26 protein-coding genes are annotated in these 26,939 nt (G+C 70.1%); 9 read left to right on the top strand and 17 right to left on the bottom strand.

The window, feature by feature from the left end; genetic code table 11:
- Window positions 1-330: 330 nt before the first annotated feature.
- A complete protein-coding gene (locus E0L36_RS01535; protein WP_258015861.1) occupies window positions 331-1,479 on the bottom strand; it encodes a DUF3533 domain-containing protein in 1,149 nt (382 codons plus the stop codon).
- Between the two features lie 184 nt (window positions 1,480-1,663).
- On the opposite strand from E0L36_RS01535, the gene E0L36_RS01530 reads away from it, so the two are divergent.
- The 3 genes from E0L36_RS01530 to E0L36_RS01520 all read left to right on the top strand — a co-directional run bounded on the left by E0L36_RS01530 (window position 1,664) and on the right by E0L36_RS01520 (window position 7,203).
- Window positions 1,664-2,257 carry a lytic polysaccharide monooxygenase gene (locus E0L36_RS01530; RefSeq protein ID WP_180927040.1) on the top strand — a complete coding sequence of 198 codons (594 nt, stop codon included), beginning with the start codon at window positions 1,664-1,666 and terminating at the stop codon, window positions 2,255-2,257.
- Between the two features lie 960 nt (window positions 2,258-3,217).
- On the top strand, window positions 3,218-5,212 hold the full coding sequence (locus E0L36_RS01525; protein ID WP_180927039.1) for a glycosyltransferase family 2 protein: 1,995 nt from the start codon (window positions 3,218-3,220) through the stop codon (window positions 5,210-5,212).
- Complete coding sequence (locus E0L36_RS01520; RefSeq protein WP_180927038.1) at window positions 5,209-7,203, top strand: kelch motif-containing protein; 1,995 nt, start codon at window positions 5,209-5,211, stop codon at window positions 7,201-7,203. The genes E0L36_RS01525 and E0L36_RS01520 overlap by 4 nt, the downstream gene beginning before the upstream one ends.
- Window positions 7,204-7,477: 274 nt before the next feature.
- On the opposite strand, the gene E0L36_RS01515 is transcribed toward E0L36_RS01520, so the two are convergent.
- The 4 genes from E0L36_RS01515 to E0L36_RS01500 all read right to left on the bottom strand — a co-directional run bounded on the left by E0L36_RS01515 (window position 7,478) and on the right by E0L36_RS01500 (window position 10,905).
- The gene (locus tag E0L36_RS01515) at window positions 7,478-8,530 is read right to left on the bottom strand and encodes a glycoside hydrolase family 6 protein (protein ID WP_180927037.1); all 1,053 of its coding nucleotides are present in this window, start codon (window positions 8,528-8,530) and stop codon (window positions 7,478-7,480) included.
- A gap of 511 nt (window positions 8,531-9,041) precedes the next feature.
- Window positions 9,042-9,821 (bottom strand): HAD-IIA family hydrolase, encoded by a 780-nt coding sequence (locus E0L36_RS01510; RefSeq protein ID WP_180927036.1) that lies wholly within the window; start codon window positions 9,819-9,821, stop codon window positions 9,042-9,044.
- A gap of 363 nt (window positions 9,822-10,184) precedes the next feature.
- Window positions 10,185-10,487: a co-chaperone GroES gene (locus E0L36_RS01505; protein ID WP_180928523.1), complete on the bottom strand. Its 303-nt coding sequence runs from the start codon at window positions 10,485-10,487 to the stop codon at window positions 10,185-10,187.
- 94 nt (window positions 10,488-10,581) lie between these two features.
- Window positions 10,582-10,905: a DUF3618 domain-containing protein gene (locus E0L36_RS01500; protein ID WP_180927035.1), complete on the bottom strand. Its 324-nt coding sequence runs from the start codon at window positions 10,903-10,905 to the stop codon at window positions 10,582-10,584.
- A 223-nt stretch (window positions 10,906-11,128) separates the two neighbouring features.
- Here E0L36_RS01500 and bcp point away from each other — a divergent pair, with 223 nt between their 5' ends.
- Together bcp and E0L36_RS01490 are read left to right on the top strand one after the other, a co-directional pair.
- Window positions 11,129-11,602, top strand: a complete 474-nt coding sequence (gene bcp / locus E0L36_RS01495) for a thioredoxin-dependent thiol peroxidase (RefSeq protein WP_180927034.1) — start codon at window positions 11,129-11,131, stop codon at window positions 11,600-11,602.
- Between the two features lie 178 nt (window positions 11,603-11,780).
- Entirely contained in the window at window positions 11,781-13,286 is a 1,506-nt protein-coding gene (locus E0L36_RS01490; RefSeq protein WP_180927033.1) for an MFS transporter, read from the top strand.
- Window positions 13,287-13,366: 80 nt separating this feature from the next.
- Here the strand turns inward: E0L36_RS01490 and E0L36_RS01485 are convergent, their stop codons facing one another.
- The 3 genes from E0L36_RS01485 to E0L36_RS01475 form a co-directional block, all read right to left on the bottom strand.
- On the bottom strand, window positions 13,367-13,861 hold the full coding sequence (locus E0L36_RS01485) for an NUDIX domain-containing protein (RefSeq protein WP_180927032.1): 495 nt from the start codon (window positions 13,859-13,861) through the stop codon (window positions 13,367-13,369).
- 676 nt (window positions 13,862-14,537) lie between these two features.
- A complete protein-coding gene (locus E0L36_RS01480; RefSeq protein ID WP_180927031.1) occupies window positions 14,538-15,107 on the bottom strand; it encodes a hypothetical protein in 570 nt (189 codons plus the stop codon).
- Window positions 15,108-15,144: 37 nt separating this feature from the next.
- Window positions 15,145-15,375, bottom strand: coding sequence for a hypothetical protein (locus E0L36_RS01475; RefSeq protein ID WP_308416591.1), 231 nt, complete (start codon window positions 15,373-15,375; stop codon window positions 15,145-15,147).
- 459 nt (window positions 15,376-15,834) lie between these two features.
- Between E0L36_RS01475 and E0L36_RS01470 the strand changes: the two genes are divergently transcribed.
- Together E0L36_RS01470 and E0L36_RS01465 are read left to right on the top strand one after the other, a co-directional pair.
- Window positions 15,835-17,181, top strand: coding sequence for a tetratricopeptide repeat protein (locus tag E0L36_RS01470; protein ID WP_180927030.1), 1,347 nt, complete (start codon window positions 15,835-15,837; stop codon window positions 17,179-17,181).
- Window positions 17,182-17,548: 367 nt separating this feature from the next.
- Window positions 17,549-17,755 (top strand): DUF397 domain-containing protein, encoded by a 207-nt coding sequence (locus E0L36_RS01465; protein WP_180927029.1) that lies wholly within the window; start codon window positions 17,549-17,551, stop codon window positions 17,753-17,755.
- 118 nt (window positions 17,756-17,873) lie between these two features.
- Here the strand turns inward: E0L36_RS01465 and E0L36_RS01460 are convergent, their stop codons facing one another.
- From E0L36_RS01460 to E0L36_RS01435, 6 genes are all read right to left on the bottom strand, one after another.
- Window positions 17,874-19,076: a methyltransferase domain-containing protein gene (locus E0L36_RS01460; RefSeq protein ID WP_180927028.1), complete on the bottom strand. Its 1,203-nt coding sequence runs from the start codon at window positions 19,074-19,076 to the stop codon at window positions 17,874-17,876.
- Window positions 19,073-19,351: a hypothetical protein gene (locus tag E0L36_RS01455; protein ID WP_258015860.1), complete on the bottom strand. Its 279-nt coding sequence runs from the start codon at window positions 19,349-19,351 to the stop codon at window positions 19,073-19,075. The genes E0L36_RS01460 and E0L36_RS01455 overlap by 4 nt, the downstream gene beginning before the upstream one ends.
- A gap of 208 nt (window positions 19,352-19,559) precedes the next feature.
- A complete protein-coding gene (locus E0L36_RS01450) occupies window positions 19,560-20,723 on the bottom strand; it encodes a cysteine desulfurase family protein (RefSeq protein ID WP_180927027.1) in 1,164 nt (387 codons plus the stop codon).
- Window positions 20,720-21,664, bottom strand: a complete 945-nt coding sequence (locus E0L36_RS01445; RefSeq protein ID WP_180927026.1) for a hypothetical protein — start codon at window positions 21,662-21,664, stop codon at window positions 20,720-20,722. The genes E0L36_RS01450 and E0L36_RS01445 overlap by 4 nt, the downstream gene beginning before the upstream one ends.
- A 24-nt stretch (window positions 21,665-21,688) precedes the next feature.
- Window positions 21,689-22,309: a hypothetical protein gene (locus tag E0L36_RS01440; protein ID WP_219636067.1), complete on the bottom strand. Its 621-nt coding sequence runs from the start codon at window positions 22,307-22,309 to the stop codon at window positions 21,689-21,691.
- A gap of 5 nt (window positions 22,310-22,314) precedes the next feature.
- Entirely contained in the window at window positions 22,315-22,872 is a 558-nt protein-coding gene (locus tag E0L36_RS01435) for a hypothetical protein (protein ID WP_180927024.1), read from the bottom strand.
- Between the two features lie 208 nt (window positions 22,873-23,080).
- Between E0L36_RS01435 and E0L36_RS01430 the strand changes: the two genes are divergently transcribed.
- Together E0L36_RS01430 and E0L36_RS01425 are read left to right on the top strand one after the other, a co-directional pair.
- Window positions 23,081-24,151 carry a LysR family transcriptional regulator gene (locus E0L36_RS01430; RefSeq protein WP_258015859.1) on the top strand — a complete coding sequence of 357 codons (1,071 nt, stop codon included), beginning with the start codon at window positions 23,081-23,083 and terminating at the stop codon, window positions 24,149-24,151.
- 15 nt (window positions 24,152-24,166) lie between these two features.
- Window positions 24,167-25,507, top strand: a complete 1,341-nt coding sequence (locus E0L36_RS01425) for a methyltransferase domain-containing protein (RefSeq protein ID WP_180927023.1) — start codon at window positions 24,167-24,169, stop codon at window positions 25,505-25,507.
- Between the two features lie 132 nt (window positions 25,508-25,639).
- On the opposite strand, the gene E0L36_RS01420 is transcribed toward E0L36_RS01425, so the two are convergent.
- From E0L36_RS01420 to E0L36_RS01410, 3 genes are all read right to left on the bottom strand, one after another.
- The gene (locus tag E0L36_RS01420; RefSeq protein WP_180927022.1) at window positions 25,640-25,966 is read right to left on the bottom strand and encodes a nucleoside triphosphate pyrophosphohydrolase; all 327 of its coding nucleotides are present in this window, start codon (window positions 25,964-25,966) and stop codon (window positions 25,640-25,642) included.
- A gap of 66 nt (window positions 25,967-26,032) precedes the next feature.
- Complete coding sequence (locus tag E0L36_RS01415; RefSeq protein WP_180927021.1) at window positions 26,033-26,215, bottom strand: hypothetical protein; 183 nt, start codon at window positions 26,213-26,215, stop codon at window positions 26,033-26,035.
- Window positions 26,216-26,264: 49 nt separating this feature from the next.
- Window positions 26,265-26,570 (bottom strand): hypothetical protein, encoded by a 306-nt coding sequence (locus E0L36_RS01410; protein WP_180927020.1) that lies wholly within the window; start codon window positions 26,568-26,570, stop codon window positions 26,265-26,267.
- Window positions 26,571-26,939: the final 369 nt, after the last annotated feature.

Raw genomic sequence — 26,939 nt, 5'->3', positions numbered from 1 at the left:
GCCAGCCTCCCGCGACCCCGTCCGGCCGCATCCTCCCCATGCCCGTTTCTCTCCGCACCCTGCCCGTTTCCCTCTCCGTCCCGTCCGGTTTCTTCCGGCCTCTCGCCTCCCTCCGGTTGCTGCCCCGTCAGTCCGGGATCACGCGGCCCGCTCCCCCTTCAGCCGGTCATGTTTCTCCCAACTCCCGTCGAAGCCGGGACGGGGTCTCCCGCCGCGTCCCCGGCCCGGGACCACGCGGCGACCGGCACTGCGACGCACCGCGCCCCCGGATCGTTCCCCGCACCCCCGGGGTGCCCGGCCCGGGCCCAGTCACCCCGGACCGTTCCCCGCTCAACCCCGCCGCTGGGCATCGCCGTTGGGCCGGGAGCCACCGGAAGCGCCGGGCACTCCGGAACCGCCGGGCGCCCCTGGACCACCGGGCGCATCGGCCGCCCCGCCCCCCGGTCCGCCCGCCGCGCCACCCCCGGGCCCGTCCCCCGGTCCGTGCCGCCGGTCGCGGCCCCACAGCGAGCCGATCGCGGTGAGGGCCACCCCCGCCACGGCCCAGACCGCCAGCACCAGCAGCGGCCCGCTGACCGCGTGGCCCGCGAAGTACACGGCGTTGCGCACGGCCGACACCCCCGCCCCGGTGGGCAGCCACTCCCCGACCGCGCGCCAGAACGGCGGGATCATGTGGGCCTGGTAGGCGCCGCCCGCGCTGGGGTTGCCCAGGACGACGAAGACGAGGATCGCCAGCCCGATACCGATCACCCCGAAGAGCGTCTGGAGCCCGATCGTGACGCTCGCGGCGCCGAACACGACGAGCGTGCCGACACCCCAGACCGTGCCGAAGTGCCCCGGCAGCGCGTCGAGTACCGGGCCGACGAGCACCGCGCCGCCGAGTCCGGAGAGCGCGGCGTACACGGCCATGGCGGCGAGTCGGATCACCGCGCGGGGCCCGGTGGACGGCCGCGCCCCCACCGTCACACCCAGCATGGAGGCGGCGAGGTAGCCGCCGACGAGCCAGCCGATGACGAGGTAGAAGGCGGTCAGGCTGCCCTGGTCGCCCTTTCCCGCCGGGACGATGTCGCGCACGTCGAGGGTGCGCCCCTCCTTCCGCGCCACCTCCTCACCGATCCGGGTGACGGCGTCCGCCACCGACTGTCCCCCGGCGGAGGCGACGAGGAGGGTGTCACGCGTGCCCGAGGGGTTCATGACGTAGGCCGCGTCCGCCTCACGGTGCAGGACCCGGTCGCGCGCGGCCGCCTGCCCGGAGACCCGGTCCGTCTCAACCGGCCGCCCGGGCAGCGCGTCCAGCCGCTCGGCGAGCTGCTGGGGACCGGCGACGGCGAGCGGCACGCGCTGCGGTTCGGGATGGTGGAAGGCCCCGATGTACGAGACGAGGAAGGCCAGTTGGACGAGGAAGACCGCCACCATCAGCAGGAGGGCGCGGGGGGTGATCGCGTCGCGCAGCTCGGCGACGAACGGGGGCTGGCGCATCGGTGCGGCTCCTTTGGGGTGCTTTGCCCCATCCATACCGCATCGTTTCTCCCCACCCCGGGAGCGCGCCAGTGAACGGAGGTCGAGATTCCTCAGTCATTGGTCTGGACATGCTCGCCGACCGTCACTAGATTCCGCTTTGGTCTAGACCGCACCTCGATCCCCCCACAACTCTGGAGCGAGCATGCGCAAGAAGATCGTCTCCGCCGTTCTCGGCCTCGGTCTGAGCGGCACGGCCCTGCTGTTCACCGCCGGTTCCGCGCAGGGCCACGGGTTCAGCCAAGACCCCATGAGCCGCCAGGGTTTCTGCGCCAACGGCACGGTCACCGACTGCGGCGCGATCCAGCACGAGCCGCAGAGCGTCGAGGGCCCGAAGGGCTTCCCGGCCGCGGGCCCCGAGGACGGCCTCATCTGCTCCGGCGGCAACGAGGGCTTCAAGCAGCTCGACGACCCCCGGGGCGGCGACTGGCCCACCACCAAGGTCACCGCGGGCGAGAACTTCACCTTCACCTGGAAGCTGACGGCGGCCCACGCCACCACCGACTTCCAGTACTACGTCACCAAGGACGGCTGGGACCCGAGCAAGCCGCTCACCCGGGCCGACCTGGAGTCCGAGCCGTTCCTCACGGTGCCCATGGACGGCAAGCAGCCGCCCTCCGAGTGGAGCGCCGAGGGCCAGCTCCCCGAAGGCAAGTCCGGTCAGCACATGATCCTCGGCGTCTGGAACATCGCGGACACCGCCAACGCCTTCTACGCCTGCTCCGACGTGGAGTTCTGACACGTACGGAGAACCCGGGGACCCCGGAAACCCCGGAGAACCCGGGCAACACGAAGAGCACGGGCGGTACGGGGAGCGCGGGACTCCCGAGCGGACGGGACGGGGAGTGCTGATGGGTGACCCCTGAGCGGTGGGCGGTCCGCCCCGGAACGCCACCGGGCGCCCGGAAGGCCCTGGCCACTCGGGACGCCCGGGAGTCGCCCCGCGCCGGGTACATCCCCCACCCGGCCGGGCGCCGCGGCGCCGGCGGACCTCATCCTCCCGCCGCCGGCGCCGCCCCCTCCGCGCCCACCCCTTCCCCCCTCTGGGCCCGCCCGCGTCACCGGGGCCCACGCCCCACCGCCTCACCACCCCACGTCCCACCGACCCAACACCCCAGCGCCCCGCGCTCCTCCGTGCCGCCCCGCACCCCACCGTCGTCCCCGCGGCCCGAAGGGGCCCCGGCGGGCGGGCTGTTCGGCGGCCACCCCGGACCCGGCGCCGGGCCGACCCCAGCCCGGCCCGGCCTCGGAGAGCCCTGAACCCCCGTCGTCACCCCGGAGAGGGTGGGCGGCGGGGGTTCAGGTGTTACCCGGGGGCCGTGGGTGCCGCCGTGCGGATCCATCAGGGGGTACACCGCTGTTCCGCACTAAGGCGACACTTCCATCACATCCGGTCGGTCAATAGCGCACGTTCCCGGTCAAAAACCACCAATCAGCCTTGCGATCATGTCATCCGTCGGGGACCCTGGCGTGGTTGCCGCCGGACCCGAGCACTCCCGAAAGCGCCCTGGTGGGGACCGGGTTGGGCGTGGACGAGGGACCCCTCGCAGGCGGTGGTGACGCGAATCACAGAACCGTACGCTGTTCGGTCGCAGTCCATGAGGGGTGGCGGCCGAAGTATGCCGCGCCCGCGCGAGGGGGCCATGGACGCGGGCCAGCACGAGCACACGCAGACAGCTGCGTGCGGGGGGATGGACTCATGACGTCGACGCCGCAGGACGGCGCCCGGCAACCGCAGCAGCCTGCCCAGGACCCGGCGCAGACCGCGCAGTTGCGGCTGCCGGGCAAGCACAAGCCGCGCGGCACACTGGGACGTGGGCTCCGCCTCTCCAAGGCGTCGCTGCCCCGGTACGACTACGAGCACTACAGCCGTCTCGCCGGGCCGCTGACCCAGCCGGACCCGAACAAGCCCTACCGGGTCAAGTTCCGCAGCCTGCTGTCCGACGAGCCGCACCGCGTCAAGGCGGCGATCCTGCTCTGCCTCGCCCCGCTGCTGTCAGCCGGTCTGCTGATCTGGCTGATGCAGCCGCAGCACTGGACCCAGCGGGACGACGGCGAGGTCTCCGACCTCGTCCTCAAGCTGGACATCGTGATGCTCGTGGCGATCGGCCTCATCGAGCTGTTCCGGACCCTGAACGTGCTGTCCAACTCGCACGCCACCCTGGTCGCGCGGGACCCGATACCCGTCGTCCCGGAGTCGGGCACCCGGGTCGCCTTCATGACCTCGTTCGTTCCCGGCAAGGAACCGATCGAGATGGTCACGAAGACCCTGGAGGCCGCGGTCAAGATCCGGCACCGGGGCACCATGCACGTCTGGCTGCTCGACGAGGGCGACGACCCGGAGGTCAAGGAGGTCTGCCGCCGTCTCGGGGTGCACCACTTCTCCCGTAAGGGCATCGAGAAGTGGAACCAGCCCACCGGCGCGTTCCGGGCCAAGACCAAGCACGGCAACTACAACGCCTGGCTGGACGCGCACGGCGACAACTACGACTTCTTCGCCGGGGTCGACACCGACCACATCCCGCTCCCCAACTACCTGGAGCGGATGCTCGGTTACTTCCGGGACCCGGACGTCGGCTTCGTCATCGGCCCGCAGGTCTACGGCAACTACGACAACTTCATCACCAAGGCCGCCGAGAGCCAGCAGTTCCTCTTCCACGCGCTGATCCAGCGCGCCGGGAACGCCTACGACGCGCCGATGTTCGTCGGCACCAGCAACGCCGTGCGGATCAAGGCCATCAAGGCCATCGGCGGGCTGTACGACTCCATCACGGAGGACATGGCCACCGGGTTCGAGATGCACCGCGCCAAGAACCCGGAGACGGGCAAGAAGTGGCGCTCGGTCTACACCCCGGACGTGCTGGCGGTCGGCGAGGGCCCGAACGCCTGGACCGACTTCTTCACCCAGCAGCTGCGCTGGTCGCGCGGGACCTACGAGACGATCCTCAAGCAGTACGGCCGGGGGATCTTCACCCTGGGGCCGGGCAAGCTCTTCAACTACACCATGTTGATGATCTTCTACCCGATCTCGGCGATGAACTGGATCCTGGCCGCGCTCAGTTGCGGGCTCTTCCTCGGTCTCGGCGCCTCGGGTGTGCAGATCGACCCGACCATCTGGATGGCGCTGTACGGCAACGCCTCCGCCCTCCAGATCGGCCTCTACATCTGGAACCGACGGCACAACGTCTCCCCCCACGAACCAGAGGGCTCCGGCGGTCTCGCCGGAATGCTGATGTCGGCGCTCTCCGCACCGATCTACGCGCGCTCGCTGTTCGACACGGTGCTGCGGCGGAAGAGCAAGTTCGTGGTGACGCCCAAGGGCGACTCCGCGAGCCCGGACACCCTGTTCGGCACCTTCCGCATCCACCTGTTCTTCATCGTGATCTTCGCGGGCTCCGCTGGCGGCTCCTTCTACCTGGGGCACGACCATCCCGCGATGCTGATCTGGGCCAGCCTCGCCACCCTGATCACGGCGGCACCCATCATCGGCTGGCGCTTCTCCGTCCGCGCGGAGAAGAAGCGCCGCAAGCAGCAGAAGAACCGGCACCGTCAGGGTCACGATCAGGAGCCGCCGCCCGGCGGCGGTACGGCGGAGCACACCGCTCCGGATCCGGCCGCACCGGGAGGCGGGCCCAGCTGGGCCGCCTCGCCTGACGAGACCATGCAGATCGCCCTTGGGGGACGTAAGCAATGAAGTACCGTCCGAGCCGCCGGACCCGTCGCCTCGCGATAGGTTCGGCGGTCGTCCTCGTGATCGCGGGTTTCAACGGCCCGTGGCTCTACGGCGAGATCACGGAGACGTACCACAACTACAAAATCAACCAGCCGGGTTACAAGGCCGAGAAGGGCCACTGGCAGGTCGTCGAGGTGCCGGAGAAGTACCGGATCAACACCATCCACGCCGCGCTGCTGAACACCGGCAAGGTGCTGCTCGTCGCCGGATCCGGCAACGACGCCAAGCAGTTCGACGCGAAGACCTTCCGGACGGTGCTCTGGGACCCGGTCAAGAACACCTTCAAGAACATCAGCACGCCGAACGACCTGTTCTGCGCCGGGCACAACCAGCTGCCCGACGGCAAGCTGCTGGTGGCTGGCGGAACCCAGCGGTACGAGACGCTCGGCGGTGACGTGAAGAAGGCCGGCGGCCTCATGATCGTCAACAACGAGAACCCGGACGCCGGGAAGGTGCTCAAGAAGGGCACCCGCTTCACCGGCCGGAAGAACGGCAAGACCTTCGTCTCCAGCAAGACGATCACGCTGCCGCCCGCGAAGAAGAAGACCGACCCGGTCACCGGGGAGGCCGAGGTCTCCGCGAGCTTCAAGCGGGTCTACGTCGAGGCCGAGAAGAACGGCAAGAAGTACCAGACCGGCACCCAGGACAACTACCGGGTGCACGGCCTCAGCGGCGGCGAGAAGAAGAACATCTACGGCATCGCGCAGAAGCTCTCCTTCGACAAGAAGGACTTCCAGGGCATCGACGACGCCTACGAGTTCGACCCGCAGAGTGAGCGGTACATCCGGGTCGACCCGATGCACGAGGCCCGCTGGTACCCGACGCAGACCACCCTCCAGGACGGCAAGGTGCTGACCGTCTCCGGGCTGGACGACATCGGGCAGGTCGTACCGGGGAAGAACGAGATCTACGACCCCCGGACCAAGAAGTGGTCGTTCCTGCCCAAGACGCGCTTCTTCCCGACCTACCCCGGACTGCACCTGGTCGGGCAGAACAAGATCTTCTACTCCGGCACCAACGCCGGGTACGGCCCGGACGACAAGGGCCGCACCCCCGGCCTGTGGAACCTGGAGACCAACAAGTTCACCAAGATCCCCGGAATGTCCGACCCGGACGTCCTGGAGACCTCCATGTCGGTGCCGCTCCCGCCCACCCAGTCCCGCAAGTTCATGGTGCAGGGCGGCGGCGGGGTCGGTGAGTCCCCCAAGGTGACCAGCAAGACCCGGATCGTCGATCTCACCGAGGACCAGCCGCAGTTCACCGACGGCCCCGACCTCTACGACAAGGTCCGCTACCCCTCCAGCGTGATCCTGCCGAACGACACGGTGCTCACCACCAACGGCTCGTCCGAGTACCGCGGCAAGAGCGACAGCAACGTGCTGAAGTCGGCGATCTACGACCCGAAGAAGAACTCCTACGAGAGCGCCGCCGACCCGCTCGTCGGCCGCAACTACCACTCGGGCGGGCTGCTGCTCCCCGACGGCCGGGTCATGACCTTCGGCTCCGACTCGCTCTTCGACGACAAGGCCAACACCAAGCCCGGCGAGTTCGACCAGCGGATCGAGATCTACACCCCGCCGTACCTGAACAAGGAGGGCAAGGACCAGCCGCACCTGGCCGACGTCGGCACCCCCCGCAAGGAGCTGGACCCGGGCGACCAGGTCAGCTTCCAGAGCAAGGACGCGGGGTCCATCGAGAAGCTCCGCCTGGTGCGCCCCAGTTCCTTCACCCACGTCACCAACGTCGAGCAGTCCTCGGTGGCGCTGAAGGTGAACAAGTCGGCGGGCGGCAAGCTCAGCACCACCATCCCGGACGACCCCTCGCTGGTCACCCCCGGCTGGTGGATGGTGTACGCGGTGGACAAGGACGGCATCCCGTCCAAGGCGAAGTGGGTGAAGGTCAACACCGACCCGAACGCCCGCACCGTCCAGACCACGAGCGAGTCCCCCTGATCCGGCGGCCTCCGGACACCGCCTGAGACACCGGGCGTCCACGGGCGGTCCACCGCACCCGCGGTGGGCCGCCCGCCGTCGTCTCCGGCCCCCGGGACCTCCGAGTGCCCCGGACACGCCCCCAAGATCCCCCGTACGCCCCCGGGACCCGGACGGCCCAGGCGCCCCGGCCCGCCCGGACCGGCCTCCCGCGCGGAGCCCCCGAACACGAGGAACCCCGCCGGAGGCGCCCAACGCGCCCCCGACGGGGTGTCGTTCACGTGCCGCGGGCCGCTCAGCCCTTGGCGTTGCGGACCAGGTCCAGCGCGTACTTCGGCCACCACTTCCCGGCCTTCGGCCCGCCCTTGCACTCGCCGTCCGACTCACCGGGACGCTTGATCCACAGGTAGGCGTCCACCCGCTTGTCGCCCGTCTTCGTGGTCGGCGACTCCCCGAGCGCCCGGCCGTCCGGGTTGCACCAGGACTCCTCGTCCTGCGCGCCCTCGATGGGGCCGTTGCCGTTCCGGCTGGTGTCGATGACGAAGGGCTTGTTGCCCACCATCTGCGAGACCTTCCGGCCGTAGGCCGTGTTCGACCGCGTGGTCTGGTAGTTGGAGACGTTCAGCGCGAAGCCGTCGGCCTGCGCGATCCCCGCCCGGTTCAGCGGCTCCACCAGTCCGCCCGGGTCGCGCACCCAGTCCGGGTTGCCCGCGTCCACGTAGACGGTGGTACCGGGCAGCTTCTTCAGCTTCCCGACCGTCTCGTTCAGCAGCTGGTACCGCTCCTCGTGGAACTGCTGCGGGGTACAGCCCTCGTCCAGCAGGTGGGGTATGGAGTCCGGCTCGACGATCACGGTGGCCTTGCGGTCCCCGATCCCCTTGGCCACCTTGTCGACCCAGGCGCGGTAGGCGTTGCCGTCCGCCGCGCCGCCCTTGGAGTACTGGCCGCAGTCCCGGTGCGGGATGTTGTAGAGCACCAGCAGCGCGCTGCGGTCCGCCTTCTCCGCGGCGTCGGTGACGCGGCGGGTGTCGCCCTCCGGGTCCTCGTAGTCGACCCAGTGGCCCGCGGGGTGCCGGGCGATCCTCTCGATCAGCTCGGCCTGCGAGGACTTGTCCTCGTCCCGGTAGCTGTCGACCTGCTGGGCCGCGCTCCCCTTCGGGTCCACCCAGTACGGCGTCTGCGTGCTGGCCGGCTGGCGGGCCTCCTTGCCGCCGTCACCCTCGCCGTCATCGTCGTCGCCCGATGAGGAACACCCCGCCAACAGCATCGCGGTGCTCAGCACGGCGCCGGTGGCGGCGAGTCGCGCGCGGGCCCGCCGCCCCCCGCGGCGGTCGTCTGTGCCGTACATCCACTCCCCCTTGGTGCACTCTGCTCGGAAGGACGCCCGCGTCCCCGTGGGGCAGGCCGTCGCCCTATCGTGCCATACGGCCTTTTCGAGCAAAGGGCGCGTCAAATCCCCAGCTAGGGAACGATACGGGGACCGTGAACGTTCGACCGTCCACCCCCGCGCCAGCCCCCACTCCGCCTGAACCGGACCGTCCACGTCCACGGCCCCGCTCCGCGGAACGCACCCGTCCCACGGGCACGTTCCCCACCACGGACCGTTCCCGGGGCACCCCGGAAAACCGCCCGCGCCCGGTCCCCGACTCCGTCGGCCGGACGACAGCTTCCGTCACGGGACGTCAAGTACGGCTAAGGACGCGGCGGATCACGTGACGGTTCACACGACGGACCACCCGGCGAATCACCCGGGATCACCCGGGATCGCCCGGCGGACGCCAACAGCCGCCGCCCTACACGGGGATACGCGGGGATACGCGGGGATACGCGGGGATACGCGACTGGCTGGTCATGCGCGGTCAGACGCGATCGACGAGATCCGCGATCGAGTCGACCACCGTGGAGGGCCGGTACGGGTACCGCTCGACCTCGTCGGGCCGCGTCACCCCGGTGAGCACCAGGAAGGTCTCCAACCCGGCCTCCATCCCGGCCCGCACGTCGGTGTCCATCCGGTCACCGATCATGGCGGAGCTCTCCGAGTGCGCGCCGATAGCGTTCAGCCCCGCGCGCATCATCAGCGGGTTCGGCTTGCCGACGAAGTACGGCTCCTGCCCGGTCGCCTTGGTGATCAGCGCGGCCACCGAACCCGTGGCGGGCAGCGCCCCCTCCGCCGAGGGGCCGGTCTCGTCCGGATTGGTGGCGATGAACCGCGCCCCGGCGTTGATCAGGCGGATCGCCTTGGTCAGCGCCTCGAAGCTGTAGGTGCGGGTCTCGCCCAGCACCACGTAGTCCGGGTCGGCGTCGGAGAGGACGTACCCGATGTCGTGCAGCGCGGTGGTGAGTCCCGCCTCGCCGATCACGTACGCGGAACCGCCGGGCCGCTGGTCGTCCAGGAACTGGGCGGTGGCCAGCGCCGAGGTCCAGATGTTCTCGATGGGGACGTCCAGCCCGATCCGGCCCAGCCGGGCCTGGAGGTCCCGCGGGGTGTAGATGGAGTTGTTGGTGAGCACCAGGAACGGCCGGTCGGACTCCTTCAGCCGCTTCACGAAGGCGTCGGCACCGGGCACCGGAATGCCCTCGTGCATCAGGACACCGTCCATGTCGGTGAGCCACGACTCGATGGGTTTGCGCTCTGCCACGGGGGCTCCTGCCGGGTCGACGAAGGATCCAGGCGGGTCACGCGGGGCGCCACCCGCCGCTCTCAGCCTAACCGCAGGCCGCGCGACCGGATCCGCGCGCGCACCGGTCAGCCCCGCGCAGCGGACGTACGGCTCCGGGCAACGGACGAAGCGAACCGGTCAGCCGACGGCGCCGCACACCGCGCGATGGTGACTCACCGCGCGACTGAGCGCGGATCCCGGGACGATCGGGGATCCCGAATCGGCCGGGGGTCACGGAGCGACCGAAGGTGCCGGAGGTGCCCAGGGGTGGTCAGAGACGGTCAGCGACTGTCAGAGGTCGGGTCAGACCCACCAGCGGCGTCACCACGGACATCATCGCTGTCAGAGGTACAGCCCCGTGGAGTCCTCGGAACCCTGGATCCGCTCGGCGGCGACGGCGTGCAGGTCCCGCTCGCGCATCAGCAGGTAGGCCACCCCGCGCACCTCGACCTCGGCCCGCTCCTCGGGGTCGTACAGCACGCGGTCGCCCGGCTCGACCGTCCGGACGTTCTGGCCGACGGCGACCACCTCAGCCCAGTTCAGGCGGCGACCGACCGCGGCGGTCGCGGGGATGACGATCCCTCCGGTCGAGCGGCGCTCGCCCTCGGCGGTGTCCGTCCGGACGAGGACGCGGTCGTGCAGCATCCGGATCGGCAGCTTGTCGTGGCCGGAGCCGGGGTCCGCCGGGACGCTGGGGTTGGGGGTCTCGGAACTCACCCCACGACCGTATCTCAGGGGTTCAGCCGCGCCGACGGCGAGCCTTCACCGCGCAGACGCCGCCCACCACGACCGCCACCGCGACGGCCGCCGGAACGACGCGCTCCAGCCGGGGCGCCCCCGTCTCGTCGACGAAGCGACTCCGGGCGTCGTACACCGCGCGGTGGGCCGCCTCGCAGGCCCGCCCGGCCGTCCGGTCGACGGCCGCCGCCACGCGCGCCTTGGCGTCCCCGATGAGCGTCTGGGGGTGCACACGGATGGCGATCTCGTCCAGCGCCGCGGCGAGCTCCCGCCGCCTGCGGACGATGTCCGCCTCGATCTGGGCGGGGGTCCTGGCTTCCGGCACCGCACTGCCTCCGTCGCTGTCACAAGGTCCGATTCCCGTCTCCGGGTGGCCCGCTGACCGGGCCGTGGCCGGATCCGCCATGACCCGGCTGCCGGACAGTCTGTCAGCTCGCGGGAGGCGCCGCCCCACGGCACCCCCGATCGGCCGCTCCCGGCTACCCTCGGGGCCCACGGCCGGGCGCACGACCGGACGCGTGCCGACATGAGGAGCATGAGGAGCACAGATGAGCGAGCGGTTGGAGCCGGGCGACGTCGCCCCCGAGTTCAGCCTGCCGGACGCCGACGGCCAGCAGGTCTCCCTCAGTGACTACCGGGGCCGCAAGGTCATCGTGTACTTCTACCCGGCCGCGCTGACCCCCGGCTGCACCAAGCAGGCCTGCGACTTCACCGACAACCTCCAGCTGCTGTCCACCGCCGGATACGAGGTGGTCGGCGTCTCGCCGGACAAGCGGGAGAAGCTGGCGAAGTTCCGGGAGAAGGAGGATCTCTCGGTCACGCTGGTCGGCGACCCGTCGAAGGAGACGATGACCGCGTACGGCGCCTTCGGCGAGAAGAAGCTGTACGGGAAGACGGTGACCGGCGTCATCCGCTCGACCGTCATCGTGGACGAGGACGGAAAGGTCGAGCGGGCGCTCTACAACGTGAAGGCCACCGGGCACGTCGCCAAGCTGATCAAGGACCTCCGCCTGGAGCCCTGAGGGGCGGCCGCCTGGAGTCCCGAGGGACAGCCGCCCGGGGGTCCCGCCCGCGACGGAACGGGACGGGACGGGACGGGACGGGGCCCCTCACCCGGGCGGCGTACCGGCCGCCCGGACGGGGGCCGGGGCGGGGCCCGCTCGACGGGCACGGCCGCGCGACGCACGGTACAGATGCACCATGCGTCGCGAGGTTCCCGAACCGGACAAGGCCGCGCTGCGGCGGCACCGAGCGCTGTTCCGCGCCGTCGAGCGCCGCGTCCACCCCCGGGTGCGGCGCAGCGACGTCACCGTCACGGACGAGCCGACGGTGCGCCGGGCGACGACCGCGGCGGCCGTCGGTAACGCCATGGAGTGGTTCGACTTCGGGATCTACTCCTACCTGGCCGTCACCATCGGGAAGGTCTTCTTCCCCGGCGACGACGGCACCCAACTCCTCGCGTCCTTCACCGCGTTCGCCGCCTCCTTCCTGGTCCGGCCGCTCGGCGGGCTGTTCTTCGGACCGCTGGGCGACCGGGTGGGCCGGAAGAAGGTCCTGGCGCTGACCATGGTCCTGATGGCGGCGGGCACCTTCTGCATCGGGCTGATCCCCAGCTACGCCTCGATCGGCCTCGCGGCCCCACTGCTGCTGCTCCTCTGCCGGATGGTGCAGGGCTTCTCCACCGGCGGCGAGTACGGCGGCGCCGCCACCTTCATCGCGGAGTACGCCCCCGACAAGCGGCGCGGGTTCTTCGGCAGCTTCCTGGAGCTGGGCACCCTCGCCGGGTACACCGGCGCCGCCGCCCTGGTGCTGCTGCTGACCACCACGCTGGGCGACGACGCCATGCTCGACTGGGGCTGGCGGCTGCCGTTCCTCGTGGGCGGGCCGATCGGGCTGGTCGGGCTCTACCTGCGGGTCAAGCTGGACGAGACACCCGCCTTCCAGAAGCTCGCCGCCGAACAGTCCCACGACCCGGACACCACCAGCGCCCGCAAGGAGCCGCACCTCTCCGAGAACGCCCCGCGCCCGGAGTTCCGGAAGATCTTCACCGGTCAGTGGCGGACCATGCTGATCTGTGTCGGGCTGGTCGCCGGATACAACGTCACCGACTACATGCTGCTCTCGTACATGCCCGCCTACCTCACCAGCGAGCTGGACTACGGCGGCTCCATGGAGCTGGTCGCCGCCATCCTGGCGATGGTGGCGATGATGACGGTCATCCAGCGGATCGGCCACCTCAACGACCGGTTTGGGCGGAAGCCGCTGCTGCTCATCGGCATGACCGGCTTCCTGCTCCTGACGGTGCCCGCCTTCGCGCTGTTCCAGCTCGGCCACTTCGCGGCGGTCCTCGCCGGTCTGCTGCTGCTGAGCGCCTGCCTGGTCTGTCTGCTCGGCACCATGTCGGCCACGCTCCCGGCGCTCTTCCCCACCGACGTGCGCTACGGCTCGCTCGCCATCGGCTACAACGTCGCCACCTCGGTGTTCGGCGGGACGGCTCCGGGTGTGATGACGTACCTGGTGACCGCGACCGGGGACAAGCTGGCGCCCGCCTACTACGCCTCGGGGGCCGCGCTGCTCGGCATCATCGCGGTCCTCGCCATGCGGGAGACCGCCCGGCAGCCCCTTGAGGGCTCCCCGCCGGCCGTCACCACCGAGGAGGAGGCCCGGGCGCTGGCTGGCACCCGCCTCCCGGAGGCCAGCCACTGACCCCCGCGCCCCGCCGCCAGGCCCCGTTGGCGAACCCCGGAACGGGCGGGTGGGCGGGGGGTGTTGGACCGTCCCATCATTCAGACCACCGGCTCTGGGACGCCGGAGAGGTACGCCGTACGGTGCCCGTCGAGCGCGTTCCGGATGGTGGTACGGACGCGGATGAGCTGGTACGGCGCGAGGTACCCGGGCAGTTCCTCCAGCGGGACGAACCGGTGGTCGCCCAGCTCGTGCGCGGGCAGCGTGAGCGGAACGTCCGACGGCAACTGCCCGCCGTCGAACACGAAGTTGACACCCTCACGGTGTGGCGGGTCGGCGGGCATGTGGTGCACGGTGAGCAGGTCGCCGGGTTCGACGCGACGCCCGATCTCCTCGAAGACCTCGCGCCGGAAGGCGTCGTGCAGGTCCTCGTCCGGCTGGGCGCAGCCGCCGGGCAGTCCCCAGGGGAAGGGGTCGCCCCGCTCCTTCCGGTACACCTTCTCCAGCAGGAGCACGCTCCCCTCGGGGTCGGTGATCAGGGCGAGGGCGCCGAGTCGGCGGCCGGGCGGGTGGGTGAAGTCGTACTCGGTGTGCATGATCCGTGCGCTATCCCTTGTGAACTGACGTACGGGTGGGGCCTGTTGGACTGGCGCCGTCACCGCCACGACTGCCGTCGACGCCCGTGCCGGGGCTGCCGGACGGACGGGGCGGAACGGACACGACGCCGGGGGCCGGTGGGCAGACGGTGGATATCCGGCCGCCGGACGGCGGGGTCGGCGGATGCGAAGGGCTCGGTGGAGTTGGTGGAGTTGGAGAAGCCGGTGCGGCCGGTGACGTTGGTGGACGCGGTGGACTCGGCGGGGTCGACGACTGACAGGCGGCCAGCCCGATACCGAGCGTCAGCAGCGCCGTGACGGACGTCAGCGCCACCGCGAGGATCGGCCGGTCCAGCTCCGGCGGACAGCAGTATCCGTCCCGGCCGTTCACGTCGTCCGGTCCGTTCGCGTCGGCCGGTCCGTTCTGGCCGCACGGGCCGTCGACGCCGTTCGGAACGTCGGCGTGGGCCGCCAAGTCCCGCGCGTAGGGGGCTGGTTGGGACCGGGTTACGTTCTCAGGGTGTGGGCGGTGGGGCTCGGCGTGGGCAGAGGAAGGCTCGGGCGCCAGGGAGTGCGCGAAGGGTGTTCGTGTCAGCATCACGCGGTCGCTCGCTCGGCTCGCTCAACTTGTTCGGCTCGTAAGGCCAGTTCGTGGCGGTGGATGGTGCCGTGGGGGTCACGGGCCGCCCCCTCGGCACCTCAGGGGGCACCACAGCGGTGAGTTGGAGCCGTGCCACTCGCCCCGCGTTCCCGGACGGGCGGGGGCGTCGGCCGCCGCCGGGACGCCGTCGCGGGGTGGCGTCTCCGGTGCGGACGACGACGGCAACCCGGCGCCAAGCGGCGTGCGGAAGGCCGCCGTCAACTCCCGAGTGCGCTGCCGTTGCAGGCGGTTGAGCTGTTGCAGACACCGCACGCACGAGTACAGCTCCATGGGGCCCCAGGGCATGGGAACCGTCCGGAACGCCGTCACCCGTACGTCGTCGCGACCGCAGTACAGCCCGCACTGGCCGACAGCCCACACCGCCCGACCGTCCCCCGTGCCGCCCGCCCCCTCATCCCCGTCGGCACCGCCGTACCCACCGTCGATATCGGCGGCGTCCTCAGCGCCGGTGTCTGTGCCGCTGCCGATTTCCGAGCCGGTCTCGGTGGCGACCGGCTCCAGGCAGAGGTAGACAGTCGCCACACAACCGACCGCGACCAGCAGTCCGAGGGCCACCGACACCCCGTTCACCGGCGCCCGTTCCACGAGAGCCACCATCGCCCGCACGCCCGACGGCGCTTCGCTATCCCCTGGCCCGCGCACGCAGCACCTCGGTCAACTCCCGTGCCGTCGCGAGGTCGCAGCGGCCAAGGTCCACCAGCGGACGTGGCGTGGGCCCCGTGCAGGAGAGCGGGTCCAGCCCGAGCGACGGCAACCTCACGCCCGCCGCCTCCAGCGCGTCCCGTAACTCCCGCCGTACCCGGTCCGCTTCGGGAATCGACGCCGACTCCCCACGGTCGTCCATCGCCGTCATCACCACTCCCCGCCCTTCAGTGCTCGCATGTCCGAACGACCGCCACACACGGTCGAGTTGAGTACCGGGTTGAGCGCGCGCCCGGGCGCCACACGGGCGCTCACGAGGACGATCCGCGACTGCGCCGGTTCACCAGAGCCAGAACGGCGCGAAGGTCCGGGGGCGGCGGCGCCTTCGGGTTGTCCGGGCACGCCGGATGCCCGCACTGACAGGGCGGGAACTCCATTGATCCCGGGGGGATATCCGCACCGTCAAGCGCGCTATCGATCGTCAGTCGCGTACGGTCCTCCACGGCTACCTTCCTTTCCTGGGTGGCCCATATCCCCGGGCCGACCGCACATCGTCCGCTGGGGTCTTCGCTGCTCTACGCAACTCCACCGCTACGCAGAGCGGTACCGTTGGAGCCCTAGCGGGTTTTAAGCGCTTTAAGTGCCGGCCAGCACGAGGAGTTGAGGGTCAGTGAGCACGCCGAAGCCGAATACCGATCTTGAACGGCTGTACCGCGAGACCCGGTGGACGCTGCGTCAGTTCGCCCAGGCCGTGAACCGTGTCGGAACGGAACGTGGGACCCCCCTCAACTACCGCGAACCGTCGGTCCACCAGTGGCTCAAGGGGCACATGCCCAGAGCGGCTGTGCGACCGCTGATCCTTGAAGCCCTGTCCCGTCGACTGCGTCGCCCCGTCACACACGCCCAAGCCGGGCTCCCCAAACCCCAGGACCAAGCGAACACCCATGCCCGTACGGTGGAAGGGCTCATCGATCTTGGGAGAAACGATATGGACCCTTCTCGTCGCAGCATGATAGGAGCAGGTCTATTCTCCGTCGCCCTTGCCGTACCCAACTGGCCAGATGTCGTTGGCCGGATGGAAGCAATTCAGAAAGGACAGGCACAGCGAGTAGGGATGCCCGAGGTGGAAATGGTCATTGCTATGACCGAACGGGTTTCCGATCTGGATGACCAGTTCGGCGGGCGACATGCGCGACCCATGGCTGCCGCGTTTCTCGTCAACACAGTCGCCCCCTACCTTCGAGCGGATGCTCCTGACCGTGTCCGTAAGGCAATGATGGCAGCGGCTTCTGACCTCTGTTACCTGACTGGCTACATGGCCGTAGACGAAGGAACTCACGGGGCAGCCCAGCAGTACTACCTCAAAGCTTTGGAATTTGCCGGAGCGTCAGAGGACCACCTGACGTACTGCACGACACTGCGAGGAATGAGCGTCCAAGCCGTAGACCTGGGGCACGGAAGAGCGGCAATGCGACTGGCTGACGCCGCCGCCACAGCCTCACCCAACGCAGGTCCACGCATGCGCGCCTTCCTGGCCGGTCAGCAAGCACACGCCGCCGCCCAGACCGGCGAGCGAAACAAGGCACTCACGTACCTTCGGGAAGCCGAAGTGGCGATGGAGAAGGCAGAAACCCGGGCGAAGACGTTTGGGTCGTACGACCCAGCCGCCCTGAATTACCACACGAGCCAAGTGCGGTATGAATTAGGTGACACGGCGGGGGCCGTCGAGGCGATGCGGCAGTCTGACAACTTACGGCACGACGTCTACAGGCGTACACGCGTCAAAGAGCGCGGAATCCTCGCTGAGCGCCAGCTTTCCGTTGGACACCTGGAAGCCGCCTGCGCCACCTGGAATCTCGTGCTGGATGACTACCCCCTCGTCCAGTCCGGGCGCGCGGACCAGCGAGTTCGGAACATGTTCAAGCTGATCCGACCGCACTTGGGTAACCCCAAAGCTAGAGAACTCCATGAACGGGCGCGACTGATCGCTCCGCCGTCCCTCCTGGCCGTCACATAGTCGCGGGCGGCTATGGCACAGGACGGACCTCTTCGTGTGGCCCTGGCCGAGTCACCACCCATCGAAACCGCCCCGCTGACTCCCCCGTCAGCGGGGCCGTTTCGCGTCTGTCCACTATCGGCTCGGCACGACCCGTTCCAGCACGGCGGATTCCCGCAGCCCCTCCGGACCTGTCCCCTGCGACACGGACGTTGACGCTGAACGCCGTCCCCCCTCACGCCCTTCGCTCCTCCGCTGGCCCGAACTCGCCATTCTCCTCGACGCGTTCGCCCAGCCTCGAACCTTCCGCCGTACCCTCGGATACGTGACGGGCGCACACGCCCACACAACCGGAGTTCCCCAGACAGAGCCTGGAGGACGACAGAGCATGAGCAGCACCCCCAACCTGCGCACGGCGGCATGGCGCAAGTCCACCTACAGCAACGGGGGCGACGGGAACTGCGTGGAGGTGTCCGACAGCTTCCCCAGCCTCGTACCGGTCCGCGACTCCAAGGACCTCGACCGCGAACCCCTCACCTTCGCCAACACCACCTGGTCCACCTTCGTCTCAGACCTCAAGCACCACACGATCTGACCCCACGAACACCCATCGAAACCGCCCCGCTGACTCCCCCGTCAGCGGGGCCGTCGTGTGTCCATCACCCGTACCCCACAACGGCGTTGTTGCGGCACGGGCGGGCTGGCGGCCGGTGTCATCGTGTGTGTGCGTCACGAGGGGGGATGTTCCAACGGGTTCCGTCGGGGATGTGCCACACGTGCGCGGTTCCGTCCCGCTCGCGGGTGTAGCCGAGTTGGTCCTGCGCCGGGCGGTCCGCGTCGTTCCACCAGCGCCACGCGGCCTCGGCCCGCTGCCACAGACCGGGGTCGCCGCCGTAGGTGACGGTGCCGGTGTGGTCGCCGGTGAGGGGCGTTCGCGCCCAGGAGCCGTCGGCGTCCTGGATCTGGATCGCCATGCCGCCGTCCGTGTCGTCCAGGTGGTAGACGAGTTGGGCGCCCGGGAGGTGGAGGGCGAGCAGCAACCGGAAGGGGTAGTTGCCGCGAATGTCCCTGGCGGTGACCGTTGTTGGGCGGGTCCCCGCCGTCGGCGCTCGCTCGGGCCGGACGGGTGTGGCGTAGGTGTGGGCACCGGTGCGTGCTGCCATGAAGCGGCCTGCCGTCGTGGTGAATCGCCCCGTCGCTCGCCCGTCGTCATCGATGACGACACGCACCAGGCCGCCCTCGATGCCCAGAGCGATGTCGGTGACGATGACGGTTCCGGGTCGGCTCTGGTCCATCCACGCCTGAGGGATGGCGGGAACGGAACAGGTGGCGATGATCCGGTCGAAGGCGTCGCCGGTGGGAGAGCCCCGGGTTCCGTCGCCAGGGGCGAGTCGTGGTGCGTACCCGGCTTCGGCCAGGCGTTGCCGCGCGAGGTGGATCAGCGAGGGGTCCACGTCCACGGAGTGCACCAGGTTTTCGCCTAGGCGGGCGCAGAGCAGGGCGGCGTTGTATCCGGTACCGGTGCCGATTTCGAGGGTCCGATGCCCGTCCTCGACGCTGAGGTCTTCGAGCATGCCCGCCATGAGACTTGGCAGCGTGCTGGACGACGTGGGTACACCGGTCCACGCGGTGTCGTCCACCTGCTCGACGGTGGCGGGGTCGAGGGAGGTCACCAGCGTCTGGTCACGGTAGACGGCGGCGAGGGCGGCGGCATCGGTGGTGGCACGCTGTTCACGCCATACGGCGATGCCCCTGTCATTGGTCTCCTGCCGGAACCAGCGCGGCACGAAGACATGCCGGGGCACCGTGGCGAACGCTTCGGCCCATCCGCGCGTGCGGACAGCGCCCATGGCGGACAGTTCACCGGCGAGGGCGGTGACGTGGGGGCGAGCCTGATCGAGGGCGGAAGCACTCATGCGGGAACTCCTCGCAGTTCGTCAGCGATGGCGTTGGCGATTGGCAGGCCCGTCGCGTGCTCGATCCAGTCCCACTGGCCGCACGGATTCGCTTCCAGGAACGTCCACTCGCCGCAGGGGCTGACGACGAAGTCGAAAGCGGCGAAACGCAGGCTGAGTCGGTCCATGTAGCGTCGCACGCCCTCCACGACGAGTGGCGGGGTCTTCCCCACTCGGTAGGTGAGCGATGCCATGGCGGCGGCCCGTAGATCGGTGGTGATGATGCCCTGGCCCACGACCAACTGCTCGCCGTGCGGAGCGTTGATCAGAGCACCGGCGGGGTGGGCGTCCGGTGACGAGTTCGTCGCCCGGTGATCCGTAAGCGTTCGCCGTCGAAGTCGGCGTGGACCAGGCCGACGCGGCCAATGAGCCAGCCCTCGGGCCGGGGCGGCGACGGCGCCCGTGTGGATCTTTCCGCGGGGGCGGCCCGGTTCGGGGGGCGGGTCAGGCCGCGTTCGCGGGCGCCGTCATCAGGGTGTGTGCGGTTCGGGTGATGAGGTCGGCGGCCTCGTCGATGCCGGTGCCGGTGGTGGTGCGGCCGATGCTGAGCCGGAGGGTTGCGCGGGCCTGGTCGCGGGTGAGGCCGATCGCGGTGAGGACGTGGGAGGGTTCGCCGCTTCCGGTGTTGCAGGCCGATCCGGTGGAGGCGGCGATGCCGGGGATGCGGTCGAGGAGATCGGTGGCCTCGATGCCGGGGAGGGTGAGGCTGAGGTTCCCGGGCAGTCGCCGGTGCGGGTGACCGTTGACGGTGACGCCGGGAATCGCGGCCAGGAGACGGTCTTGGAGACGGTCGCGCAGCGCCCGGGTGCGGGTCGAGGGAGGAACCGCGTCGGTGGTGATGAGGCGGGCGGCAGCGCCGAAGCCGACGATCGCGGGGACGTTGGGGGTGCCAGCCCGCAATCCGCGTTCCTGTCCGCCGCCGGTCTGCTGGGCGGTGATGCGGGTGCCGCTGCGGATGTAGAGGGCGCCGATGCCCTTAGGGCCGTGGAGTTTGTGAGCGGACAAAGAGGCGAGGTCGACGCCGAGTTCGGCGACGTCCAGCAGGCCGCAGCCGGCGCTCTGGGCGGCGTCGGTGTGGAGGACGATGCCTCGCGGGGCGGTGATCTCGGCGATGGCCGCGAGTCGCTGCAAGGTACCGATCTCGTTGTTGGCGTGCATCACCGAGACCAGCACGGTGTTCGGAGTGAGGACGGCGGCGATGTCGGCGGGGTGGACGCGGCCGTGCGCGTCGACGCCGACGCAGGTGTGGGTGTAGCCGTGGTGGTCGACGAGTCGCTGGCAGGCGGCGAGGACAGCCTTGTGCTCGATCGCGCTGGTGACGACGTGCCCGCCGCGCGGGCGGGCGGCCAAGGCGGCGCCGACGATCGCGAGGTGGTCGGCCTCGGTCGCGCCGGAGGTGAAGACGATCTCCAGTTCGTTCTTGGCGCCGACCAGGTCGGCGACCTGCTGGCGGACGGTGCGGATCGCCCTCGCGGCGGTGCGTCCGCAGGTGTGCGGACTGGAGGGGTTGCCGTACTTACTGGTGAAGAACGGCAGCATCGCCTCCAGAACGCGTTCGTCGAGCGGGGTGGTGGCCTGATGGTCGAGGTAGATCGGTTCGGTGTTCATGCGGCCCGCTCCTCGTGTCGGGCGGCGGCCGGTGCCGTCGCGGCGTACTTGCGTTCGCCGTCGACCAGGTCCCAGTAGATGGTGCGGGGTTGATCGAAGACGGAGAACGCGGTGGCCAGGCAGTGCCAGTTCCGGTTCGGCTGGGCCGCAGCGAGGAAGAAGGCGTCCTCGAACAGGCGGCGGGCGCGTTTGGCCAGGGCCTCGCGGGTCGGCTGCGGGGCGAACAGGTGCAGGAATCCGCGCCCACGTAGCCATGCCTCGGCGTGCTCGGCGCCGACGGTGCCGTCCAGGTGACCGCCGTCGGTGAGGATCTGGGTGGCCAGCCGCTCAAGCCGGCGGTGCCGTCGGGCGTCCTCACCGCCGGGGCAGTGGTCGCCGGTGATGTTCCATTCGTTCCAGCGAGGCGGCTGGTAGTGGTCCCAGTCGATGTCGTCGAGGTGGGCGGTGACCTGCGGCGGGATCTGGCCGCGGGTCAGGTCCGCGACGTCGTAGCCGGGCCCGAGAGCCTCCAGCGTGAGCGAGCCCGGCTGCCTGGGCCCGGGCCGGTCCATGCGGATCAGGACGGTGAGGCGGTTGGTAAAACGGTTGGTGGGCTCGGCGAGGATCACGGCCCGTCCGTGGGCCAGGAGCCCGGCCGCGCGGGATGGGATCTCCTCGACGGGGAAGGTGTTGCCGCCGCGGTAGTACCGCTTCTTCTCCACTCCGCCGTCGGAGCGGATCATCAGTTTCTCGGTGCCGGTGGCGGCGGCCAGGACGTGGGCGGCGGCGCGGACGGCGGCCGCGCTGTGGCCGGGCTCGATGAGGCAGGCGTTGAGGACGGGTAGCTGCAGCGAGTGCAGCAGGGCCATGGTCTGCCACTTCGGCCAGCGCCGGTCCTTGGCCGCGGCGGTCAGTTCGTCGGCGGTGAGTGCGTGTAACGGGCGGGGCAGGGATATCGCCATCGCGCCGTTTCCCCCTTCCCTTCGTCAGGCGGCGTCCGCGAGGTGCAGGTCGGCGGAGAGTTCGGCGAACGTGTGCTCGCGGTTCTCGGTGAATGGGTGGTCGCGCCAGTCGAAGAAGTCGCCGATGCCGAGCTCGTCGGCGCAGACGCGGCGGACGAACTGGCGGGCGAAGCCGGCCGAGGGCCAGTAGTAGTGCTCGCCGGGCCGCGGGGAGAGGTAGAGGTAGGGGCCGTCCGCGGCGGCCGGGAGGGCCGCCATGGAGGCGAGCCGCAGGCCGGGGCCGCCGGTCTTCTCGTAGGCGGCGGTGACCCGGTCCGGGTCGGGGACGGGGATCAGGTGCAGGTGGCAGTGGCTGCAGCAGGAGGCGCCCAATTCGCAGTCGCGCGGGCCGTGTTCGGCCAGGATGACGGGCCCGTAGCGGGCCTGGATCAGCGTGCGCGTCTGTTCCGTCTCCGCCGCGACCCGCTCCAGATCGGCCGGGGTGACGTCGGCGGCGGCGTCCAGGTGCTCAAGCGGCATGAACAGGCAGTAGCCGGTGGTGAGGGCGCCGATGGTGGGCAGCAGCACCCAGCCGCCGGCGGTCTCGGTGATGATCCGGGTCGTGCTCTCGCGTGCGGTGAACTCGGTGCAGAACTGGCAGTCCATCAGGGTCACCTCCGGATCGGGCCGACGGGGAACTCGTCGGCGTATCGGCTTTTCAGGTCGGCCTCGCGGCCGTAGAACGGGTGGGATGTGACGTCGTCGCTGCGGGGCCCGTCGAGGGCGAAGACGAGCAGGCGGGCCAGCGGCATGCCGTGGTGCAGCCGCAGGACGGCGGGGCCGGTATTCACGAGCTCCAGCGTCAGGTGCCCGTTCCAGCCGGGCAGGACAAAGGGGCTGGTGACGTGGACGGCCAGGCCGACGCGGGCCAGGTGGCTCAGGCCGCCGATCATGCCCATCAGTCCGGCCCCGAGCCGCAGCGGCTCCTCGACCACCCCCAGCAGCATCTCGCCGGGCATCAGCTCGTGGGCCTTCCACTCGGTGACCGGCTCGCCGTAGAGGTCGTCGATGCTGGACTGGTCGGCCAGGTCGATCACCAGCGTGCCGGGCGCCGTCAGCGGCTGCAGCGGCGAGCCGAGCGTCAACAGCAGCCCGTCACCTCGGAGTTGGCCGGGCCATTTCATGGCGCCCTGACTGATCAGCCAGGTGATCGACTCGGCTGAGAGCATGAGTCACCCCCGGGGATGCAGGCAGCGCTGCGGGCATCGCCTTTCGAATCGAAGGCGGCTGCTGAAATGTTCCCCGGGATAGTCCGCGATATCCATATGCCCGATAGGGCATTTAAAGGTTTTCTCGGGATGAAATGCGGAGAAGTTCAGTTCTGCTGGCCGTGCGGACAGTGCAAGCTGGTTGAGGCCGCGTCAGGGAGGGGGCGTGATGGTGCCGTCGTTGCCGTCCGGACCGTTGAAGGTGCCGGGCCCGGAGGGGTTCCGTGGCGATCTGCTGGCGTGTTCCCCGAACTTGCTGGATCTGACCTGGGACCAGATGCGGACGTTGATCGTCGTCCGTGAGGCGGGGACCGCGCTGGCCGCGGCGAAGGTGCTGGGGCGTGAGCAGTCCAGCGTGCAGAGGCAGCTCGACATCCTCAACCGCAACTTCCAGGCTCTCACCGGTGAGTTGCTGGTGGTCAAGCAGGGACGGGGCCGGGACTTCCTGTTCACCCCGACCGGGCTGGAGGTCGTCGAGCGGGCCCGGGCCACCTTCGCCGACTGGCTGCAGGGCATCGCCGATTCCCGCCGCCGTCTCGGCTCGACGCTGACGGTGGGGACGACCGAGTTCACCCTCGGCTTCCTGGGGCGGGTGTGGGAGCGTGTCGCGCCGCAGCTGCTGGAGCGGGAGGTCGAGCTGAAGGTCGTGCATGTGCGGACCCGCGACTTCTGGAAACGCCTGGACTCCAACCAGGTCGACCTGCTGTGCGGCGGGCTGGCGGCCGATGCCGCGGCCGAGCGGGTCGCCCCCGAGTACGACTTCCTCGAATGGCATCGCGAGGGCCTGGCCCTGCTGACGAACCTGCCGGTGCGCGAACTCGCTGCCAGGACCGTCGGCGTCGACCGGCTGCGGACCCTGCCGCTGGTCATCCCCTCCCGCGGGGTGATCACCGACTTCGTAGAGCGCTGGTATGGCCCGGACTTCCGCTCGCAGCTGCAGATCGCCGCCGAGATCGACGACATCTACTACGGACTCGCTCTGCTGCGGTCCCGCATGACCTATGGGTGCATGCTCTGTGCCCGCTCCATCGGCGAGGCCGCCGTCGACGGGCGCCTGCCCACCAGCGAAGACTTCCGGCTCATCGACTTCGCCGACGACTTCGACTCCATGCTCCAGCTGATCTCCGGCGTCTTCGCCCGCAAGGGCGAACGCGAGACCTATGACGCCTCCCACCCGCTGAACATCCTGTGGGACGCCTTCCGTGACGAGGCCGCCTCCGGCAGGCCCCTGCCCCTGTGACATTAAGGACCCCTCGTGCTGCTGGCCTCGGTCAACCTCAACAAGCGTCTCGGCGCCGTCGGCGCCCGCTCGAACCTCGCCGCCTGGCTGCGTGAGCACGGCGTGAAGGCCGTGCTCGCCCAGGAGCCCTTCAAGCCCGCCGACCGGACGCCGCCCGCACTCGGCGGCTTCATCTTCGCAGGCGGCGACGGACACCTGGCCGCCTGGACCAGCGAAGACCTCGCCCCGCCCGCCGCCGTGTCCTCACCCAGGACGTGGGTCCAGCGGATCGAGCTGGAGTGGCTTGTCGTCCTCCAGGTGCATCTCGACGCCTATGCCGACGCCGCCCGGGCCGCCCAGCTGGCCGAACTCGCCGTGATGGCCGCGGCCGAGGACGGCCGCCCGCTGCTGGTCTGCGGGGACTTCAACCTCGCCCCCCGCCCCGAGGACGGCCTGTTCGGCGAGGAGACCAGCACCTTCACCACCGACGCCGAACGGCAGACACTCAGGCAGCTGTTGCAGGGGGCGGGCCTGGTCGACACCACCGCCGAGACGGCGCCCGCCTTCACCTTCGAGCGGGTCTTCTCCGGCAAGCCCAGCCGCTTCCGCTGCGACCTCGCCCTGCTCAGCGACCACCTGACCGCGACGACCAGCATCACCCCGGACGCGACCGTGCGCAGTGGCCCGACGGCGTTCACCGACCACTCCGCGCTGCTGATCGACCTGCCCGTCACCGGCCAGGCGGCCGAGCCGGACGGCGTGCTCTTCGCACTGAGCGAGCTCACCGGCCAGAGTTCCACTGCCCCGGCCCCAAGGGAGTATCAGCCCCATAAGACCGCGATGAGCCGCCAGGCCCCCTCTCCGGCCTCCCGGGCCGTGACCGAGCACCTGACCGGCCCTCTCGGCGTCCGGTGCGTCCTAGACCACGGCTGCGGCCGCGGCGCCGACGTCGCCCACTACCGCTCGGCGGACCTGGATGCCGAAGGCTTCGACCCTCACGACGACTTCGGCTGGCCCCGCCCCGAGCGGACCGGCTTCGACCTGGTCACCTCGACGTTCGTCCTCAACGTGCTGCCCGACCCCTGGCAGCGGATCCAGGCCCTCCAAGACGCGGCGTCCTTCGCCCGCCCCGGCGGCTATGTCGTCGTGGTCACCCGCTCGCCGGAGGAGATCACCAAGGCCGCCGCAGACGGCGGCTGGACAGCCCACCACGACGGTTTCTGGTCCAGCCAGAGCAAGGGAACCTTCCAGCGCGGCATCGCCCCGGGCGAGATCACCGCCCTCGCCCGCCGGGCTGGCCTCGCCCCTGCCGCCGGTGCCCCCGTGCTGCCGCTGCCAGGGGTCGGGCATGCCGTCCTGACCAAGCCCCGGACATAAATCGCGTACCGCCAGACGTCCCCAGTCGTCGGCACCCTGGTGCACTAAGCCGCGTACCAACCAACATCCCCAGCCGCGTACGCAGTTGTGCACGAAATCGCGTACCGACTCGTCGCCGAGGACGGCCTGCGGTCAGCGGTTGCCCGTCCAGACGATCCGGTCGGCGAAACCGCCCCGCTCACCCGCCTTGGCCTCACGGATCTTCTCCAGCTGATCCGCGTCGACCCCTAGGTCCGCGGCGAGCGCGCGCACGACCTCCAGCACGTCCGCGAGTTCCTCCGGCGCCGAGTCCTCGTCCGCCTCAAGGAACTCGGCGACTTCCTCGCCGAGCTTGTCCCGCAGCCGGCCGCGGTATTCCTCCCGGCCCGCGGTGTAGGTGACAGGCTCGGCCCCGTCTTCGCGGATAATCCGCGGAATCCGGTCCCGCACCAACTTGCCGTGCCTGCTGTAGGGCTCCACCCGTGCTCTCCCGCACCTGTCCTCGTGAGGCGGTCGCCGGATGCCGCCCCTTCATTCCGCCGCAGCCTAGGGAAGTCGCCTCACCACTCGCCATGCGAACCGCCAATCCCAGCCGTGCAGATACTTGTGCGTCAGCAGCCACCGCTTGATCTGGGCTTCCTCGGCCAGGTCAAGGATGGAGAGCTTGCCCGAGAAGTGCAGCGGGATCCCGGCCAGCAGCGGTCGGCTGCCGTCCGCAGTTTGACTCACAACTCCTGCGGCGGATCCGGCTCAGGACTCATGCTGTGCCCCCTTCGGGTCACCCGCGTTCATGTTCGTCGATGAGGCTCTCCAGGTGGGCGAGGCGCCGACGTTCGCGTCCCCAGCGGATCGCCGGGCTGGCCTCGTCGGCGACAATGAGTCTCGGTTCGGCGGCCTCGGCCCGGAGCTCGTCGATGTTCTCCTCGGTGCGGGCGATGTTGCGGCAGGCTGGCCGGAAGCCGTCAGTGTCGGGAGTGACCCGGGCGTCATCGAGTGCGGGTCCCAGCTCGCAAAGCGCCGCCGGGAAGGTGAGGACGCAGGTCATGACCTTGCTCGGGTAGATGTGCAACACCGGGTTCGCCATGATGTGCCGGCCTCCTGGCCCGTGCGAAGCACCCGTCCCGGGAACTTCGTCGCCCCGCCCGTCACCCGGGACCGGTAGGTGTCCGCCGCCGGACCGCTGACGCGCCCACCGGCCTCCAGCCGCCAGTCGGCCTCCTCCAGGTCCTCCAGCCTCGTCAGCCACCGCTCGAACGCGAGATCGTCGGTGAGACTCCGTGGGAGATCCACTGTTGGGGTCCTTACGTTCGACGAGTCATGAGGGGTACGGGGACGGCCCGTTGAGGGTCGTGGAGCGGCCGTCGTCACCTGGCTCGTCGTCGAACGCCTCCCGCCGAACGTACGGATCGTCGAACTCCGGCGGCGGGGCAACGCACCGGGCGGCGGCGTCCGG

It is taken from the genome of Streptomyces sp. AJS327, assembly GCF_013450295.1.
GTDB lineage: Bacteria > Actinomycetota > Actinomycetes > Streptomycetales > Streptomycetaceae > Streptomyces.
This window is presented reverse-complemented; position numbering and strand designations above follow the sequence as displayed.

What these genes read in the sequence shown, in the direction of transcription:
- E0L36_RS01505 (WP_180928523.1), bottom strand. Translation starts at nt 10,487, where the DNA reads ATGCTGCACGACCGCGTCCTCGTCCGGACGGACACCGCCGAGGGCGAG.
- E0L36_RS01435 (WP_180927024.1), bottom strand. Translation starts at nt 22,872, where the DNA reads ATGCTCTCAGCCGAGTCGATCACCTGGCTGATCAGTCAGGGCGCCATG.
- E0L36_RS01520 (WP_180927038.1), top strand. Translation starts at nt 5,209, where the DNA reads ATGAAGTACCGTCCGAGCCGCCGGACCCGTCGCCTCGCGATAGGTTCG.
- bcp (WP_180927034.1), top strand. Translation starts at nt 11,129, where the DNA reads ATGAGCGAGCGGTTGGAGCCGGGCGACGTCGCCCCCGAGTTCAGCCTG.
- E0L36_RS01530 (WP_180927040.1), top strand. Translation starts at nt 1,664, where the DNA reads ATGCGCAAGAAGATCGTCTCCGCCGTTCTCGGCCTCGGTCTGAGCGGC.
- E0L36_RS01430 (WP_258015859.1), top strand. Translation starts at nt 23,081, where the DNA reads ATGGTGCCGTCGTTGCCGTCCGGACCGTTGAAGGTGCCGGGCCCGGAG.
- E0L36_RS01535 (WP_258015861.1), bottom strand. Translation starts at nt 1,479, where the DNA reads ATGCGCCAGCCCCCGTTCGTCGCCGAGCTGCGCGACGCGATCACCCCC.
- E0L36_RS01445 (WP_180927026.1), bottom strand. Translation starts at nt 21,664, where the DNA reads ATGGCGATATCCCTGCCCCGCCCGTTACACGCACTCACCGCCGACGAA.
- E0L36_RS01490 (WP_180927033.1), top strand. Translation starts at nt 11,781, where the DNA reads ATGCGTCGCGAGGTTCCCGAACCGGACAAGGCCGCGCTGCGGCGGCAC.
- E0L36_RS01485 (WP_180927032.1), bottom strand. Translation starts at nt 13,861, where the DNA reads ATGCACACCGAGTACGACTTCACCCACCCGCCCGGCCGCCGACTCGGC.
- E0L36_RS01515 (WP_180927037.1), bottom strand. Translation starts at nt 8,530, where the DNA reads ATGTACGGCACAGACGACCGCCGCGGGGGGCGGCGGGCCCGCGCGCGA.
- E0L36_RS01460 (WP_180927028.1), bottom strand. Translation starts at nt 19,076, where the DNA reads ATGAGTGCTTCCGCCCTCGATCAGGCTCGCCCCCACGTCACCGCCCTC.
- E0L36_RS01440 (WP_219636067.1), bottom strand. Translation starts at nt 22,309, where the DNA reads ATGGACTGCCAGTTCTGCACCGAGTTCACCGCACGCGAGAGCACGACC.
- E0L36_RS01410 (WP_180927020.1), bottom strand. Translation starts at nt 26,570, where the DNA reads ATGGCGAACCCGGTGTTGCACATCTACCCGAGCAAGGTCATGACCTGC.
- E0L36_RS01465 (WP_180927029.1), top strand. Translation starts at nt 17,549, where the DNA reads ATGAGCAGCACCCCCAACCTGCGCACGGCGGCATGGCGCAAGTCCACC.
- E0L36_RS01525 (WP_180927039.1), top strand. Translation starts at nt 3,218, where the DNA reads ATGACGTCGACGCCGCAGGACGGCGCCCGGCAACCGCAGCAGCCTGCC.
- E0L36_RS01475 (WP_308416591.1), bottom strand. Translation starts at nt 15,375, where the DNA reads ATGACGGCGATGGACGACCGTGGGGAGTCGGCGTCGATTCCCGAAGCG.
- E0L36_RS01450 (WP_180927027.1), bottom strand. Translation starts at nt 20,723, where the DNA reads ATGAACACCGAACCGATCTACCTCGACCATCAGGCCACCACCCCGCTC.